The 15,325-nt window shown below is 67.1% G+C and carries 12 protein-coding genes; 9 read left to right on the top strand and 3 right to left on the bottom strand.

The window, feature by feature from the left end; translation table 11 throughout:
• Window positions 1-19 precede the first annotated feature (19 nt).
• The 5 genes from uca (at window position 20) to NS4_RS12045 (ending at window position 7,876) form a co-directional block, all read left to right on the top strand.
• A complete protein-coding gene (uca, locus tag NS4_RS12065) occupies window positions 20-3,679 on the top strand; it encodes an urea carboxylase (RefSeq protein ID WP_245665308.1) in 3,660 nt (1,219 codons plus the stop codon).
• Window positions 3,676-5,418: an allophanate hydrolase gene (atzF, locus tag NS4_RS12060; RefSeq protein WP_063059609.1), complete on the top strand. Its 1,743-nt coding sequence runs from the start codon at window positions 3,676-3,678 to the stop codon at window positions 5,416-5,418. Before uca ends, atzF begins: the two co-directional genes overlap by 4 nt.
• Window positions 5,419-5,732: 314 nt before the next feature.
• Window positions 5,733-6,215, top strand: a complete 483-nt coding sequence (locus tag NS4_RS12055) for an MTB12 C-terminal domain-containing protein (RefSeq protein ID WP_063059691.1) — start codon at window positions 5,733-5,735, stop codon at window positions 6,213-6,215.
• A gap of 138 nt (window positions 6,216-6,353) precedes the next feature.
• On the top strand, window positions 6,354-7,091 hold the full coding sequence (locus NS4_RS12050; protein ID WP_063059608.1) for an ABC transporter ATP-binding protein: 738 nt from the start codon (window positions 6,354-6,356) through the stop codon (window positions 7,089-7,091).
• Window positions 7,088-7,876, top strand: a complete 789-nt coding sequence (locus NS4_RS12045) for an ABC transporter permease (RefSeq protein ID WP_063059607.1) — start codon at window positions 7,088-7,090, stop codon at window positions 7,874-7,876. The genes NS4_RS12050 and NS4_RS12045 overlap by 4 nt, the downstream gene beginning before the upstream one ends.
• Window positions 7,877-8,086: 210 nt before the next feature.
• Here NS4_RS12045 and NS4_RS12040 read toward each other — a convergent pair whose 3' ends face one another.
• A complete protein-coding gene (locus NS4_RS12040; RefSeq protein ID WP_063059690.1) occupies window positions 8,087-10,204 on the bottom strand; it encodes an oxidoreductase in 2,118 nt (705 codons plus the stop codon).
• A 165-nt stretch (window positions 10,205-10,369) separates the two neighbouring features.
• Here NS4_RS12040 and NS4_RS12035 point away from each other — a divergent pair, with 165 nt between their 5' ends.
• From NS4_RS12035 to NS4_RS12025, 3 genes are read left to right on the top strand one after another with little or no spacing between them, the layout of a single operon-like run.
• Window positions 10,370-11,260 carry a CPBP family intramembrane glutamic endopeptidase gene (locus tag NS4_RS12035; RefSeq protein ID WP_063059606.1) on the top strand — a complete coding sequence of 297 codons (891 nt, stop codon included), beginning with the start codon at window positions 10,370-10,372 and terminating at the stop codon, window positions 11,258-11,260.
• Window positions 11,257-12,465, top strand: a complete 1,209-nt coding sequence (locus NS4_RS12030) for a sensor histidine kinase (RefSeq protein WP_063059605.1) — start codon at window positions 11,257-11,259, stop codon at window positions 12,463-12,465. The genes NS4_RS12035 and NS4_RS12030 overlap by 4 nt, the downstream gene beginning before the upstream one ends.
• The gene (locus NS4_RS12025; RefSeq protein ID WP_063059604.1) at window positions 12,462-13,142 is read left to right on the top strand and encodes a response regulator transcription factor; all 681 of its coding nucleotides are present in this window, start codon (window positions 12,462-12,464) and stop codon (window positions 13,140-13,142) included. The genes NS4_RS12030 and NS4_RS12025 overlap by 4 nt, the downstream gene beginning before the upstream one ends.
• Before the next feature lie 27 nt (window positions 13,143-13,169).
• Here the strand turns inward: NS4_RS12025 and NS4_RS12020 are convergent, their stop codons facing one another.
• Together NS4_RS12020 and NS4_RS12015 are read right to left on the bottom strand one after the other, a co-directional pair.
• On the bottom strand, window positions 13,170-13,478 hold the full coding sequence (locus tag NS4_RS12020) for a hypothetical protein (RefSeq protein WP_063059603.1): 309 nt from the start codon (window positions 13,476-13,478) through the stop codon (window positions 13,170-13,172).
• Window positions 13,479-13,621: 143 nt separating this feature from the next.
• A complete protein-coding gene (locus NS4_RS12015) occupies window positions 13,622-13,837 on the bottom strand; it encodes a cold shock domain-containing protein (RefSeq protein WP_063059602.1) in 216 nt (71 codons plus the stop codon).
• Between the two features lie 486 nt (window positions 13,838-14,323).
• Between NS4_RS12015 and NS4_RS12010 the strand changes: the two genes are divergently transcribed.
• Entirely contained in the window at window positions 14,324-15,208 is an 885-nt protein-coding gene (locus NS4_RS12010) for an HNH endonuclease (RefSeq protein WP_245665306.1), read from the top strand.
• The last annotated feature ends 117 nt before the right edge of the window (window positions 15,209-15,325 follow it).

The following is a 15,325-nucleotide window of genomic DNA, read 5'->3' as shown; positions in this document are numbered from 1 at the left end:
CACGCCGAGAGGATCGACCGTGACCGAGACCGCCCCGCAGTTGTATACACCGCTGCATACGCCGCTCCCCGAATGCCTGCTGATCGCCAACCGCGGTGAGGTCGCCTGCCGCATCCTGCGTACCGCCCGGCGGCTGGGGATCGAGACGGTCGCGGTGTTCTCCGATGCCGACGAGGGTGCGCGGCATGTGCGGATGGCCGATCGCGCGGTCCGGCTCGGCCCCGCCCCGGCCGCCGAGTCGTATCTGCGCGCGGACGCGGTGATCGAGGCGGCGCTGTCCACCGGCGCCACCGCCGTCCACCCCGGCTACGGGTTCCTCTCCGAGAACGCGGACTTCGCGGCGGAGGTGGAGGCCGCGGGGATCGCGTTCGTGGGACCGGCCGCCGACCATCTGCGGCTCTTCGGGGACAAACACAGTGCCCGCCGGGCCGCCGCAGCGGCGGGTGTGCCGCTGGTCGACGGGAGCGGTCTGCTCACCGGGCTCGACGAAGCGCTGGCGGAGGCCGAGCGGATCGGATACCCGGTGATGCTCAAGGCGGCCGGGGGTGGCGGCGGTATCGGAATGGCCGCGTGCGCCGGTCCCGGCGAACTCACCGACGCCTACCAGCGGGTGATCCGGCTGGCGCAGAACAATTTCGGCTCCACCGCGGTGTACCTGGAGCGGTTCGTCGCCCGGGCGCGCCATGTGGAGGTGCAGATCTTCGGCGACGGCCGCGGTCGCGCCCTATCCCTGGGCACCCGCGACTGCAGTCTGCAGCGGCGCAACCAGAAGGTCATCGAAGAGGCGCCCGCGCCCGGTCTGCCCTACACCGTGAGCGAACAACTCCTCGAATCGAGCCGGAAGCTGCTCGGTGACGTCGGTTACCGTTCCGCGGGGACGGTCGAGTTCCTCTACGACGTCGACCGCGGGGAGGCCTCGTTCCTCGAGGTGAACACCCGCTTGCAGGTGGAGCATCCGGTCACCGAGGCCGTCACCGGCGTGGACATCGTCGAATGGATGCTGCGCCTGGCCGGTGGCGACTCCGCGTTCCTCGACGAGATCCCCGACGCCGGCCCGCCGATCACCGGCTACGCGGTGGAGGCCCGCGTCTATGCCGAGGACCCCGGCAACGACTACCGGCCCGGCGCGGGCACCCTCACCGGTGTCGAGATCCCCGCCGCGGCGGCCCGGGTGGAAACCTGGGTCGAGACCGGTACCGAGATCAGCCCCTATTACGACCCGCTGATCGCCAAGATCATCACCTCCGGGGAGAGCCGGACCGAGGCCCTGCACCGCCTGCGCGCCGCGCTCGACGCGACCCGCATGTTCGGTATCACCACCAACCTGCCCCAATTGCGCGCCGCCGCCACCAGCTCCCCCATGCTCGACGCCCGGCACACCACTTCGACCCTCGGCAGCCTGGCCACCATCCGCCCCCGCCTGGAGATCCTGCGCGCCGGTGTTTCCACCACCATCCAGGATTTCCCCGGCCGCCTGGGACTCTGGAACGTCGGTATCCCGCCGTCGGGCGCCTTCGACGATCTGTCCTTCCGGCTCGCCAACCAGGCGGTCGGGAACTCGCTGGGTGAGAACGGTCTCGAGGCCACACTGCTGGGTCCGCGGATCCGCTGCACCGACACCACCATCGTCTGCGTCACGGGGGCCCAAGCACCTGTCACCGTGGACGATCGGCCGGTGCCGATGTGGGAGCCGGTCACCGTCCCCGCCGGTTCGGTCCTCGATATCGGCGCGCCCCACGACACCGGACTGCGCACCTATCTCGCCGTTCGCGGCGGCATCCTCGCCCCCGACTACCACGGCAGCGCCGCGACTTTCACCCTCGGCGCATTCGGTGGTATCACCGGCCGCGCCGTGGCGACCGGCGATATCCTCGGCCTCAAACCCGACGCCGGTGGTCTGCTGGAGCCCGCGCCGATCCCGGCCGACGAACGCCCCGAATTCGGCCACACCTGGTATGTCGGCGTCGGGGAGGGCCCGCAGCCCGCGCCGGACTATTTCACATCCGCCGATATAGCACAGTTCTACGACGCCACGTGGCAGGTGCAGGCCCATGCCAACCGCACCGGCCTGCGTCTGGCCGGCCCGAACCCGACCTGGTCGCGTACCGACGGCGGCGACGCCGGCCTGCACCCGTCCAACCTGCACGACTGCCCGTACAGCGTCGGCGCGCTCAACCTCTCCGGCGACACCCCGATCCTGCTCGGCCCCGACGGCCCCAGCCTGGGCGGTTTCGCCTGCCCGCTCACCGTGATCTCCGCGCACCGCTGGAAACTCGGCCAGATGCGCCCCGGTGACCAGGTGCGTTTCGTCCCGGTCGGCGACGACCGCACCGGCGCGCTCCGCTCCTCGTCCGCTCTGCGCGGCCGCGGCCTGCCCACTCCCGAACTCCTCGGGTCCCGGGAGCAGGACAACGGTGTCCTGGGCCGCCGCGACGCCGGAAGCGGTACCCCCGAGGTGAAATACCTGCGTGGCGGCGACGACAACGTGCTGATCGAATACGGCCCGAGGGAACTCGATCTGGGTCTGCGGATGCGCGTACACGCCTTGAGCGACCGCCTCGAACAGGCGTCCATCCCCGGCCTGGTCGATATCACCCCCGGGGTGCGCTCGCTGCACCTGCACTTCGACCCCGACGTCATCGACCAGCGCACCGTGGTCCGGCTGCTCGGCGAACTCGAGGACGATATCCCCGATACCGCCGATCTGCGGGTCCCGAGCCGCCATATCGAACTCCCGCTGTCCTTCGACGACCCCACCATCGGGCAGGCCATCGAACGCTACGGTCGCGGTGTCCGCCCCGAAGCCCCCTGGTTGCCGTCGAATATCGAGTTCATCCGCCGGATCAACGGGCTGGACAGTATCGACGAAGTGCGCGATATCGTCTTCGCCGCCCAGTACATGGTGCTCGGTCTCGGCGACGTCTACCTCGGCGCACCGCTGGCCGTCCCGCTCGACCCCCGCCACCGCCTGGTGACCACCAAGTACAACCCCGCCCGCACCTGGACCCCGTCCGACGCGGTGGGTATCGGTGGCAAGTACCTCTGCGTCTACGGGATGGAATCCCCGGGTGGCTACCAGCTCGTCGGCCGCACCGTCCCGATCTGGTCGGGTTACCGCCAGCGCGCGCCTTTCGAGGCCGGCAAGCCGTGGCTGTTCCGTTTCTTCGACCGCATCAGCTGGTATCCGGTCGCGGCCGAGGAACTGCCGGCCCTGCGCGCCGATATGGCCGCGGGCCGTTACGAGATGCGCACGAGTGTCGGCGAATTCGCCATGGCCGAGCACCTCGGGTTCCTGCGGGACAACGCGACCGATATCGCCGCCACCGAAGAACGCCGGCAGGCCGCGTTCACCGCCGAACGACAGCGCTGGGAGGCCAGTGGTGAACTGAGCGCCCAGGCCGATCTCGTCGCCGAACCCGAATGCGTCGAGGATCTCGACCTGCCCGCGGGCGCCCATCTCGTGGCGGCGCCCATGATGGCCAATGTCTGGCGGGTCGAGGTCACCCCTGGCGAGCACGTCGAGGCCGGCACCACCTTGCTCGTGCTGGAGGCCATGAAGATGGAGCTGCCGGTGGTCGCCGAGGTTTCCGGCACCGTGCACACGATCACCGTCGCGGCAGGCGACCAAGTCACCACCGGCGCGCCCTTGGTCGCCATCGAAGAAAAAGGAGCGGCATGACAATGGAGCAACTACCGCTGGCGGAGCCGGTGACGAATACGACGGTGAGCATCGCCGACAAGGTCGCCCGCGCCTACCGGACCATCCGCGAGCACGATCGCCCCGAAATCTGGATCACCTTGCGCGCCGAGGTGGAGGTCGCGGCCGAGGCCGCCGCGCTCGACACCCGGCTCGCGCGGGGTGAGCGGCTACCGCTGGCCGGGGTGCTCCTCGCGGTGAAGGACAATATCGACGTCGCCGGTATCCCCACCACTTGCGCCTGCCCGGGTTTCGGCACGACGCCGCAGCACACTGCTCCCGCTGTGGCCCGGCTGATCGATCAAGGCGCGCTCGTTCTCGGTAAGACCAATCTCGACCAGTTCGCCACCGGTCTGGTGGGCACCCGCAGCCCCTACGGCGCGGTCCGCAACGCCCTGTTCCCCGACCGTGTCTCCGGCGGCAGCAGCTCCGGCTCGGCCGTCGCCGTCGCACTCGGCATGGTCGACGCGGCGCTGGGCACCGATACCGCGGGGTCCGGCCGGGTACCGGCCGCGCTGAACGGGGTCGTGGGCGTCAAACCGACCCTCGGCCTGGTCTCCACCACCGGTGTCGCCCCCGCCTGCCCCGACTACGACGCGGTCACCGTTTTCGCCCGCGATCTGGCCCTCGCCACCGAGGTGACCGCCGCCATGATCGGCCCCGACCCCGCCGACCCCCGTTCCCGCGCCTGGCCCGCCGACCTCCCGCTGGGTGCCCCTGCCCGGGCCACCCTCGCGGTCCCCGCCGACCACAATCTGTCCGCCCTCTCCCCCGCCTACCGTGCCGCCTTCGACGCCACCGTCGCGCGCTGGCGGGCCGGCGGCGGCGAGGTCGCCACGGTCGATATCGGCGAACTGCTCGACGCCGCCACACTCCTCTACGACGGTGCCATCGTGGCCCAGCGCTACGCCGCGATGGGCGAATTCCTGGCCGGCGAACCGGAGGGCGCCGATCCGGTGGTCGCGCGGATCGTCGCGGGCGCGGCGCGGCCCGCCGCCCACGAATACGTCACCGACCTCGGTCGTCTCGCCGTCGCGGCCGCCGCCGCGCGCCGGCTGTTCGCCGAGTATCCCGCCCTGCTCCTGCCCACCACCACCGAGCATCCGACCATCGCCGCGGTCACCGCCGAACCCGTGGCGATCAACAGCCGGATGGGTACCTTCACCAACTTCTGCAACCTCCTCGATCTGGCCGCGGTCGCGGTCCCGGGCGAGAAGACCACGGCGGGCGACCCCTTCGGCGTCATGCTGCTCACCCCGGCGTTCGCCGACCAGGTCGGTATCGATCTGGCCGCCCGGCTGCTGGATTCGCCCGCCCCGCTGCTGACCGGGGCCGGCACCGACCTCCTGGTCGTCGGCGCACATCTGCGCGGCCTGCCCCTGCATCACCAGTTGGAGCAGGCGCAGGCCCGATTCCTCGGTGAGGTCACCACCTCGGCGGCGTACCGCATGGTCGCACTGCCCGCCGAACCACCCAAACCCGGCATGCTCCGGGTCGGCGCGGACTCCGGCCGCGCGCTGCCCGGCGAACTGTACCGGCTCTCCCCGGCGGCGCTCGGGACCTTCCTGAGCAACCTACCGGCGCCGATGACCCTGGGAAAGGTGGAACTGGATTCCGGGCGCTGGGTCACCGGCTTCGCCTGCGACTACGAATCCGCCCGCGACGCAATAGATATCACCGAGTATGGAGGGTGGCGCAACTATCTGAACACCGGTCGTTGACACCCGACCCGAGACCCCGTGTGGCCCGTCCAACCGCACGGCGCCACCCGGCCGTTCCCGATGAGGGTTGCAGGGCAGCCTGCGAAGCAGGAACGGCCGGGTGGCCATCGGCCCCCTGCGATGCGCGTGATCCGAACCCCCGATCTAACACTTAGGATTGACTAACCTAAGACCGGTCGCTAGCGTTTCGCATTACCCGAGTGGGTTTCGCCCTGCGTTCACCCACCCGGCGGCGCCGGGCGGACGAGGTACGCACCACCGCGGACACCGCCCCCGTCGCCTCGCTTCGCAGGTTGGTCTTAGAAGGGGCCGTCATGTCCAAATTCATCAGAATCGCCGCTGTCTGTATTCTCACCGCGCTCATGGGATTCGGCCTGACGCAGCCGGCGTCGGCCGATTTCTCCATCCGGGCCTCCCAGGCCTCGGATCTCTACGTCCGAGACGAGGTCCCGAGCCTGGCGCAGATCGAGAAGCAGTTCGCCGCGTTCTGGAACCCGAATATCGGCATGGAGCCCAAGATCGAAGTGAGCTACAACGGGCCGTCCGCCCGCCCCGCCCTCGAACAGGTCATGGAGGGCAGTAAGACCATGGATTTCTTCTCCATCCAGGGTCGCGCCATCGCCCCGGTCAACGTCTCCGGTAACACCATGTCCGTCACCGTGCACGGTGTGATGGCCGGCTTCCCCGCCCAGAGCGTCCTGTACCACTACATCCGCGAGGGCGGCCTGTGGAAGTTCGACTGGAAGGCCACCTGCCAGGAGATGCAGTGCCAGGGTAACCCCTCCTTCGGCTACTGAGTTCGAACACACTCGGGCGGAGCGACCGCGGATCATTCGATCCAGGACCGCTCCGCCCGGGTGTACGCACGCACTTTTGAAATGACCTCCGGAACTTCATTCCCGGCGGTATCCGGCACCAGTCACCCAGGATTTCCCATGATCAGCGTTCGTGGCGTTTCCAAACGCTTCGGTGAGAAACTCGCCGTCGACGACGTCACCTTCGAGGCCGAGCCGGGCTCGATAACCTATCTGCTCGGGCCGAACGGTGCCGGGAAAACCACCGTGATGCGCATGATCGCCGGCCTGACACGCACCAGTTCCGGCACGATATCGGTGAACGGCAGCGGATTACGCGATTTCCGCAAGGCCATCACCGAAATCGGATTCGGTCTGGGCGCTTTCGCGCGCAACCCCGGCCACACCGCCGCACAACATCTCCGCTGGCAATCCCGCCTCGGTGGCCTGCCCACCTCGAATGTCGGCCCGGTCCTGGACCGAGTCGGCCTGGACCGGGTCGCGAATCGACCCGTCGGCGAATTCTCCTACGGCATGCTGCAACGCCTGGGCATCGCCGCGGCCCTGCTCGGCGACCCGAAAACACTGGTCCTCGACGAACCGGCCAACGGCCTGGACATCGAAGGCATCATCTGGTTGCGCGAACTACTCCTCGGCCTGGCCACCGAAGGCAAATGCCTGCTCGTGGCCTCCCACAACCTCACCGAAGTCGAGATCACCGGCACCCGCGTGGTCATCATGGGCAAGGGCAAAGTGCTTTCCGATACGAGTAAGGACGAACTGGTGGCGGCAGGGTCGGGACCACGCCCCTTGGAATCGGCGTATGTCGAAATCACCGCGGACAGTGTGGAATACGCCGCCACCGGAGGCGCCCGATGATCGCCGCCTACCTCGTTCGGTCCGTCCGCAGCGAACTCGCGAAACTCTCCTGGCGCAGCCCGATCTGGTACGCCGTCGTCCCCCTCGCCGTGGTGATCCCACTGGGCCTGAATTTCGGTATCGCCAAGGCTACCGAAGCGAACAAACTGAACGGTGCCGGCGGTATGGACACCGACAACGCCGCCTACTGGATTCTCGTGTTCTCGTCCTTCATCCTCATGGCAGGCGGGGTGTCCTCGCTGTGCGCGGAATTCAAGGACAACACGATCGAGACGGTTTTCGGCATCCAAACCCGCCGCTGGATCCTCCCGGTCGCGAAACTCATCGTCTTCGGCGCCATCGCCGCGATCACCGCCGCCGTCGTCACGTTTCTGGTCCTGTGGGCATTTCCGCAGCTGTTCCCCGAGATCTGGGGCAAGGTCGAAGTGTTCTCGGGTGACGGAATCCAGCTGCTGATCGGAGTCCCGGTCTACACGCTGCTGATCTCCGCACTCGGATTGGGAGTGGCGGCGCTGGTCCCGAAGCCGGGGCTGGTGGTCATGATCGTGCTGCTGTGGAAGTTCGGGGTGGAGGTTTTCGTGACCTTCGTCCCCGGGGACCTGGGTATGGCGCTTCAACAACTGTCGCCGTTCAAGAACGGTGAACTGGGGGTGGGGCAGCTGGCGACGATCGAGAGCATGTTCGGCGGGGAAAGCGGGTCGCTGATCTATTTCGCGGTGGTCTGTGTGGCGATCTTCGCGGCCGGCACGGTACGGCTTTCCCTCAGGGACACACAAGGCCACTGACCGGCGGCGAAGGTCGACGGGTCGCGACCGGCGCACGGCTCGGCCTGCCGTCGAGCAACGGTCCCTCGGAGTAAGCCGTCGACCCACTGTCGTCAGACCGTGTGGGCCTCGGCTTCGGTCGTGAAATCGGGAGTCACAAGTGCGAAGGTATCCGGCGGTGTCGGAATGCGCGACTACAACGGCCGGTGCGGAGATTCACGATCCAGCGGTCTACCCGAGGGTTGTAGCGACCTTCCACGCGGTATGAATGGCCCCTTCGATGTAGTCGACCGCGGCCGCGTCGCCCACCACATGCACCTCGGGCACCACACCCGCCAGTGCATCGGCCAGCGGCGCCTGTGCCGACACACCCGAAGCCATGACAACGATATCGGCCGGTGCGGTCGAGGTCTTGTCGCCGACGCGGAACTCGACATACTCCGCGGTGATCCGCTGCACCGTGGCGTTGCGATACACGGTCACCCCCTTCGCACCCGCGCGACGAACGGCCGTCCAACGTCGCGGCATCGCCATCGGCACGCCGAGCTGCCGACCTTCCTCCAGCAACGTCACATCACGTCCACGCTCGGCCAGGAACTCCGCGAGCTCCAGCCCGACGAGGGAACCACCGATCACGACGACATCCCTGCCCATCGGCAGGAACCTACGTGTCACACCGCGGATCGCCGCAGGACTCCTGGTGATACCGGAGAGCTTGCCCAGCTTGGCTATGGCCCGAAGCGACAGCGGCACCCGGGAGACGTCCCCGGCCCCGGTCAGCAGCGCACGCAACGTATCGCCGGTGTGCACATGCGGCAGATCGCCGCCGGGAACAGCGGGGCGCTCGCGCACCGCACCGGTGGCCACCACGACCGCATCCGCACCCAGCGCCTCGATCACCGGCACCGTGGCCTCGGTATTCAAGCGGATATCGACCCCCAGGCGCTCGACCTGGGTCTTCAGCCATTCCAGCAAGCGCTGATTGTCCGGCGTCGTGAGGCTGGAGAACCACAGTGTGCCGCCGATCCGATCGGATCTGTCCAGCAGCGTCACCCGGTGTCCGCGCTCGCCGGCTATCCGAGCGACCTCGAGTCCCCCGGGGCCCGCCCCAACGACGACAACGTGCTTCGGGGCAGCAGTGCGCACCAGCGGAAGCACCGTTTCATTGCCCAGAGCGGGATTCACCGCACACACCGGGGTGTCGTCCCAGAAGTTCTCCTGGACGCACACATAACAATTGATGCAGGGACGGATCTGTTCCGGCGCCCCCGCTTCAAGCTTGTTCACCAGCTCCGGATCGGCGAGCAGCTGCCGTCCCATTGCCGCGAAATCGGCCTTGCCTTCGGCGATCGCTTTCTCCCCGACCTCCGGTAGCACTCGGCCGACAGTGATCACCGGGATGGAGACAGCCTTCTTCACCACCCCGGCAAGCTCCGTATACGCACCGACCTCATCGGGCAGTGGACCGTCGGTGAAATCGGAGAACGGGTTACGCCCCCATCCGGTGACGTGGATGGCATCCGCTCCCGCCGCCTCGAACAGCGCCGCGGCCGCAGCGGCTTCCTCGGGGGTCAGCGCGTCGTCCTCGCCGAACTCACGTCCCGCTACCCGGACCAGGATCGCCAATGCTTCACCGACCTCCGCCTTCACCGCACGGATGACCTCTACAGCCAACCGCGCCCGGTTCGCCAGAGAGCCGCCGTATCCATCGGTGCGTTTGTTGTCGGCCCGGCTCAAGAAGGCCCCGAGAACGTAGCCGTGCGCACAATGGATCTCGACAGCATCGCCACCGGCAGCCTTCACCCGCCCGGCAGCTTCGGCGAAGCAGCGCACCAGCCAGTCGATATCGTCCTGCGTGGCCTCGCGATAGGTGGCCTGCTTACCACCCGTGACGGCTCCCATCTTCGCCAACTCTTCGCCCGTGTTGTCCGCCAGCGCGGACAGGTCGGCGGCATCGCCCGGCTTCGACGGAACCAGCAGCGGGCGACCCTCCATGGTGTCGATCCGAGCCACCTTCCCGTGGTGCGTCATCTGCACACACAGCTTGCTGCCCGCGGCGTGAACCGCGTCCACCAGCGCCTTCAGGCCTGGTATGAACCGGTCTTCGGACAGACCGGGTTCCTTGGTGCTCGCGCACCCGACCGGGTAGGCGACAGCGCAGCAACCGGTGATGATCAGCCCGGTCCCACCGGCGGCACGGGCGACGAAATGCTCGATATCGCCCTGCTCGATCTCACCGTCTTCGCACAGGTTCATATCCATCGCGGGCATGACAACGCGGTTGGGCAGGGTGACGGGACCGATGGTTCCGGGAGCGAGCAGGTGCGGAAAGGCCTGGTTGCGGGTCACGGGTTGGAACCCTAGATCTCCGCGCACCTCGTCACGTCGCAAAGCTTCCGGTCACCGAGACGAACAGGTTGGCCGGACCGTCGAAATCCGTGGTAGCGCGTACGCGACCATGAAACGGTCCCGTTCACCACCGACTTCCCGCGGCAGCCGCTCTGTAATGAGGGCATGACAACAGCGTTGACCGATCGGGAGCCGCTCGGGTCCGGCACCTGGACACGGCACCAGGGCATTCTCTGGTTCCTCATACTCGCCTTCGCGGGAGCGTGGATTCCGTGGGGAATCGCCGGATCGGTCGGATACTCCCTCGACAATCCGGTGGTTCAGCTGCTGACCGGGGCTTTCGTTCCCGCTCTCGCCGCGATCTGCACCCGGCGGTGGATCACTCGCGAGGGTTTCGCCGATGCCGGTTTGCGGCTGCGGCTCGACCGCCAGTGGCGCTCGTACCTGATCGCCGCACTGCTCCCGATCGGTGTTCTCGCCCTCGCGCTCGGGCTCGCGGTGGTGCTGGGCATATGGCGTCCCGCGGCCGGAGATTTCGATTCCGGTCATGTGCTGTTCCTGGCGCTCGCGCCGATCATCCCGGTCGTGGCCGCGCCGATCTTCTTCGGTGAGGAATTCGGCTGGACCACCTATCTGCGCGACCGTCTCGTGCCCGGACGCCCTGTGCTCACCACGTTCGCGACGGGCGCGATCTGGGGCGTGTGGCATTGGCCGCTGCCCTGGGTGGGGTATCTCGGCGCGGGTGGTTCCGCCGCCGACGCGTTCCTCGCCATGGTGCTGTGGTTGCCGCTGTCGATCGAACTCGAGTTCGTGATCGGCTGGTTGTGGACGCGCAGCGGTTCGGTATGGCCGCCGGCCCTGCTGCACGGCGGGAGCAACCTCGTGCTGGCGCTGGGACTGGAACTGTTCGCCGATACCACCGACCCCTCCGGCGCCGCCACTACTCTGCTGATGTGCGCATCATATTCGCCCGTGGTCGCGTGGATCATCGTAGCGACGAAGCGCGGCGGCCCACAGCGCACGCAACCGGCGACAACGGCAGGAGCCCGGCGGTGACCGCGGTGGGGTCCGCGCTCCGGACCGGCCCACGCTTCCTCATTTCCCGATGGCCGTGGCGCGCGCTGCTCTCCGTACTCTGCGGTGGCATCCTCACAGCGGCCACGGCGGTCGGTTTCGTGCCGGTAGTGCTGCTCGGACTGACCCGCGATCTGCGGGCGGCCCTGTGGGAGCCCATGCTGCGACTCCAGTGCGCTCGGCTCCGACTCGTCGACCCCGACACCGCGGACCACGCCGCGGCCCGGGTGCGGGCCGCCGCGGCCGAGCGCCGGTTGCCCACTGCCCGGCACGCCATCTACCTCGTCGCCACCACTGTGTTCGGCGGTGCGGTGTGCTGCCTGGCAGGGTTCGGTTTCATCCTCGCCGCGGTCCTGCTCGCCGCGCCGCGCCTGGTCCGGAGTGATTACTTCGACCTCGGCCCCTGGGTGGTCGACGAGCCGACGGAAGCATGGATCTGCGCAGGCGCGGGGTTCATCGCCGCGATCTTGCTGTTGGTACTCCTCAGCGCCTGGTCGGCGCTCGAAACGCTGGTGGCCCGGACACTGCTGACCCCCGACGCCGACCGTTGGCAGCGCGAAGCCGCCCGGATCGAGAACTCCCGTTCCGCGCTGCTGGAAGCAGAAGGGTTCGAGCGCGAACTTCTCGAATCCGAACTGCACGACCGTGTCCAGCATCGGCTCGTCGCCCTGTCGATGACCCTGGGCCTCGCCGAATCCCAGGACGCGCACGGACCCACAGGCCGCGTCGCCGCCGAAGCCCACCGGCAGGTCGACGAAACCCTGAGCGAACTGCGGGCCGTCCTGCGCGGCTTCTCGCCCCGGGTCCTGACCGAACGCGGATTGGGTCCGGCGCTGATCGATCTCGCGGCGGACCTACCACTCGATATCCGCATCGACCTCGACGACGCGTCCGGCCCGGGAAACCGGCTACCACCGGCCGTCGAGCACATGTCCTACGTCTTCGCCGCCGAATCCCTCACCAACGTCGCCAGGCACACCGACGCCACCCGGGTCGACCTCCACGGCACCCACACCGGTACACAGTGGATTGTGAGCATCACCGACGACGGGCCGGGCGGCGCCCACATTGTGGGCGGCCACGGCCTCGACCGCCTGCAACGCCGCCTCGCGGCCCTGGACGGACAACTGACGGTATCCAGCCCGCCCGGCGGACCGACGACCATCCGGATGGAGTGCACAGTGTGACAGCCCCACCCTCTCGACTACGGATCGTGCTGGCCGAGGACAGCCCGCTGCTACGCGCCGGGCTGGAGAGTGTGCTCACCTCGGCCGGGCACGAGGTGAGCGCGGCAGTCGGCGACGCACCGGGTCTCCTCCATGCGTATGCGGCATACACGCCGGACCTGGTGATCACCGACGTACGGATGCCACCACAGGGCACCGACGACGGCCTCCGCGCCGCCGCCGAACTACGCCGTCGCGATCCACGCCTACCGATAGTGGTTCTGTCACAGTACGTTTCAGTCGCCTATCTCGACGACCTACTCGGCGACGATTCGACTGCCGGTGTGGGGTACCTCCTGAAAGAGCGCGTCGGACACGTCCGGCAGTTCCTCGACACCGTCTCCCGGGTCGCCGCGGGCGAAACGATCGTCGACCCAGAGGTCGTCCGAGCCCTCGTCAAGTCGAGCCGGCACCGCACTCCCCTGGCCGATCTCACCGCTCGCGAAAGGGAAGTGCTCGCCTTGGTGGCGGAGGGCAAGACGAATTCCGGCATAGCGGAGGTCCTTACCGTCTCGGAAGCCGCCGTGCGCAAACACATCGGCGCCATCTTCGCGAAACTTCCTCTACTCGACGGTGATCGACGAGTCCAGGCAACGCTCATCTACCTACGTTCGCTCGGCCAACCCCAGGCCCACTGACCACGAGAGCAGTGGGCCTGGATGCGCTCAGGCCGAGTACATGGTGAACTCGACGGTGAATTGGACGTTGCCAGGGGCGGTGGTGTGCCCGTTCGTGGCCGTGAAGTCGCACTTCGCGTACAACGTGTAGGTCTTATCCAGAGCCAGCCCTGTCACGACCGAATGCCACCAGTAGTCAGCCGGGATCGACGGATGAGAGTCGTGGTAGCCGGACTTGCCGTGCACCGAGGCACCGCATGACATCGGACCTTGGATGAGGCTTTGCACCTTGGGAGACAGACGCAGCGACCAGATGAGCCGGTTACCGCCATCGGGGTGTTGGCTGGCATAGATCACATCGCCGGTGAACGAACCATGCTCACCGTCGTAGCGGTAGCGAGTGTCGTTGGGGTGGAAATCGTAATGGCCGGGCTGCGCCGCGGCAGTCGCGGGCCATCCCAGCAGGGCCGTGACAATCGCCGCGACAAAGGAAACAACAGTTACTGCGCGTGGCGTCGCACTGATACAGCGCGACTGGCGTACTCCCCTTGGGGTACGTTCTCGATCTCGGCGTCGACCACGTCGCCCTGCTGCAGAGTCAGCACATCGGACTGTGCGACGCTGGACATGTGGAACCACGCCAGTGAACCATCGGGCCGCGACAGCACCCCGGTCCCGTTGCGGATGTTCCAGCGGTACACGGTGGCCTGTTCCATGGGCCGAACCCTCTCTCTCCCTGGCTCCCTCGTCCTGGTTCATCCTCGCACGGAGGTCGGATAGCCGGGCGGTTCGGGTGCTTCCCGCAGGCAAACCGTTCCGGGCGCATCGGCCACCCACCTGGTGTGCGGCTCGATCAATCGACATGGCGCGTCCTCCCCTTCTGTCCAGCCGGCCGGTGTACCGGGCCGACTCGGTCGGCCCGCTGGGGTCCGAACTGGATACAAGGTTGGACGGCGGGACCCTTGGATCGGTTCCCTCGAGCTCCAGTAGTTCCTGATGGACGACATCGCCTCCATCGCCAACGGTTGGCAGTTCGCGTCCGGCATAGCATCCCGATAGTCGCCGCGCCGCCTCCATCGGGCCCCTGGGACCGACCAACCACAGTCACACGCGGTGCGCAGACCGACTCGTGGTTCGTTGTCTACTAAAGCCTTTGGCGTCGATGTCGGGCACGAGCCGATCGGGCCTGACAGAATCCACTGGTGGACATCAGTGCTGAAACCATTCTGCGACAGGCGATTTTCGACCACCTCGAGGAGATGGCCCGCGATACCGGAGTTGTCACTCGGGAGCAACTTTCGAGGTTCACTGTCGATGGAGAGGTGCATCGACTGATTGACCACAGTCGCGGCATCCGGAACCCCGCTGACATGCACGGGACGTTGTCGATCCTGTCGGACCCGCAGGGTAGATACGCGGACGAGGACGTGACCGAATCACTGTTTGCGTACGCGTACCGCGAGGGCAGCACTGCCGGAGACAACAAGAAGCTTCGCCGAGCTTATGAACTCCGACTGCCGTTCATTCTGCTTCGGAAGATCAAGCCGGGGCTGTTTGTACCGATCTTCCCTGTCTATGCGGTGGCCGACGATCCAGCGAACAGACGGTTCCTCATCGCGCTCGACGAAACACTGCTCTCCGTGGACGACCCTCTCCATCTTCATCCGCTGGAGAAGAAGTACGCAGAGAGGATCACCAAGCAGCGGCTACATCAGCCTGAGTTCCGCGGGAGAGTCCTGCACGCATACAGCGGTCAGTGCACGGTGTGCAATCTGAAGCACGGTCCCCTTCTCGACGCAGCACACATCATCTCTGACGCGAAACCGCATGGGAACGCTGAAGTCAGCAACGGCCTGAGTCTCTGCAAAATCCATCATGCAGCCTACGATCGCAACTACCTGGGAATCACTCCGAACTATCAGGTCGAAATCAACCGAGATCTTCTCGAAGAAGAAGACGGCCCGATGTTGAAACACGGGCTACAAGAGATGCACGGCAGGGCGATTTCCCTTCCGCATAGGTCCGTCGACAAGCCCTCGCGAGATAGATTGGCGGAGAGGTACGCGGAGTTCGCAAACTCGGTGTAGCCGTCGGCCGAATTGAACACTTTGCCCCCCTGCCACGACGGACGCGAGAGCCGCGCCCGGGTTCGCCCTTGGTTGCTCGGGTCAACACAGGGGAAGGGTGGCCGGAGGTCACCAGCG

Origin of the sequence: Nocardia sienata NBRC 100364 (assembly GCF_001613205.1) — a bacterium.
In the GTDB taxonomy this organism is placed as follows: Bacteria; Actinomycetota; Actinomycetes; order Mycobacteriales; family Mycobacteriaceae; genus Nocardia; species Nocardia sienata.
This window is presented reverse-complemented; position numbering and strand designations above follow the sequence as displayed.

Excerpts from the sequence above, each read along its gene's own strand:
- atzF (WP_063059609.1), top strand. The coding sequence starts at position 3,676 with ATGACAATGGAGCAACTACCGCTGGCGGAGCCGGTGACGAATACGACG.
- NS4_RS12055 (WP_063059691.1), top strand. The coding sequence starts at position 5,733 with ATGTCCAAATTCATCAGAATCGCCGCTGTCTGTATTCTCACCGCGCTC.
- NS4_RS12050 (WP_063059608.1), top strand. The coding sequence starts at position 6,354 with ATGATCAGCGTTCGTGGCGTTTCCAAACGCTTCGGTGAGAAACTCGCC.
- NS4_RS12045 (WP_063059607.1), top strand. The coding sequence starts at position 7,088 with ATGATCGCCGCCTACCTCGTTCGGTCCGTCCGCAGCGAACTCGCGAAA.
- NS4_RS12035 (WP_063059606.1), top strand. The coding sequence starts at position 10,370 with ATGACAACAGCGTTGACCGATCGGGAGCCGCTCGGGTCCGGCACCTGG.
- NS4_RS12015 (WP_063059602.1), bottom strand. The coding sequence starts at position 13,837 with ATGGAACAGGCCACCGTGTACCGCTGGAACATCCGCAACGGGACCGGG.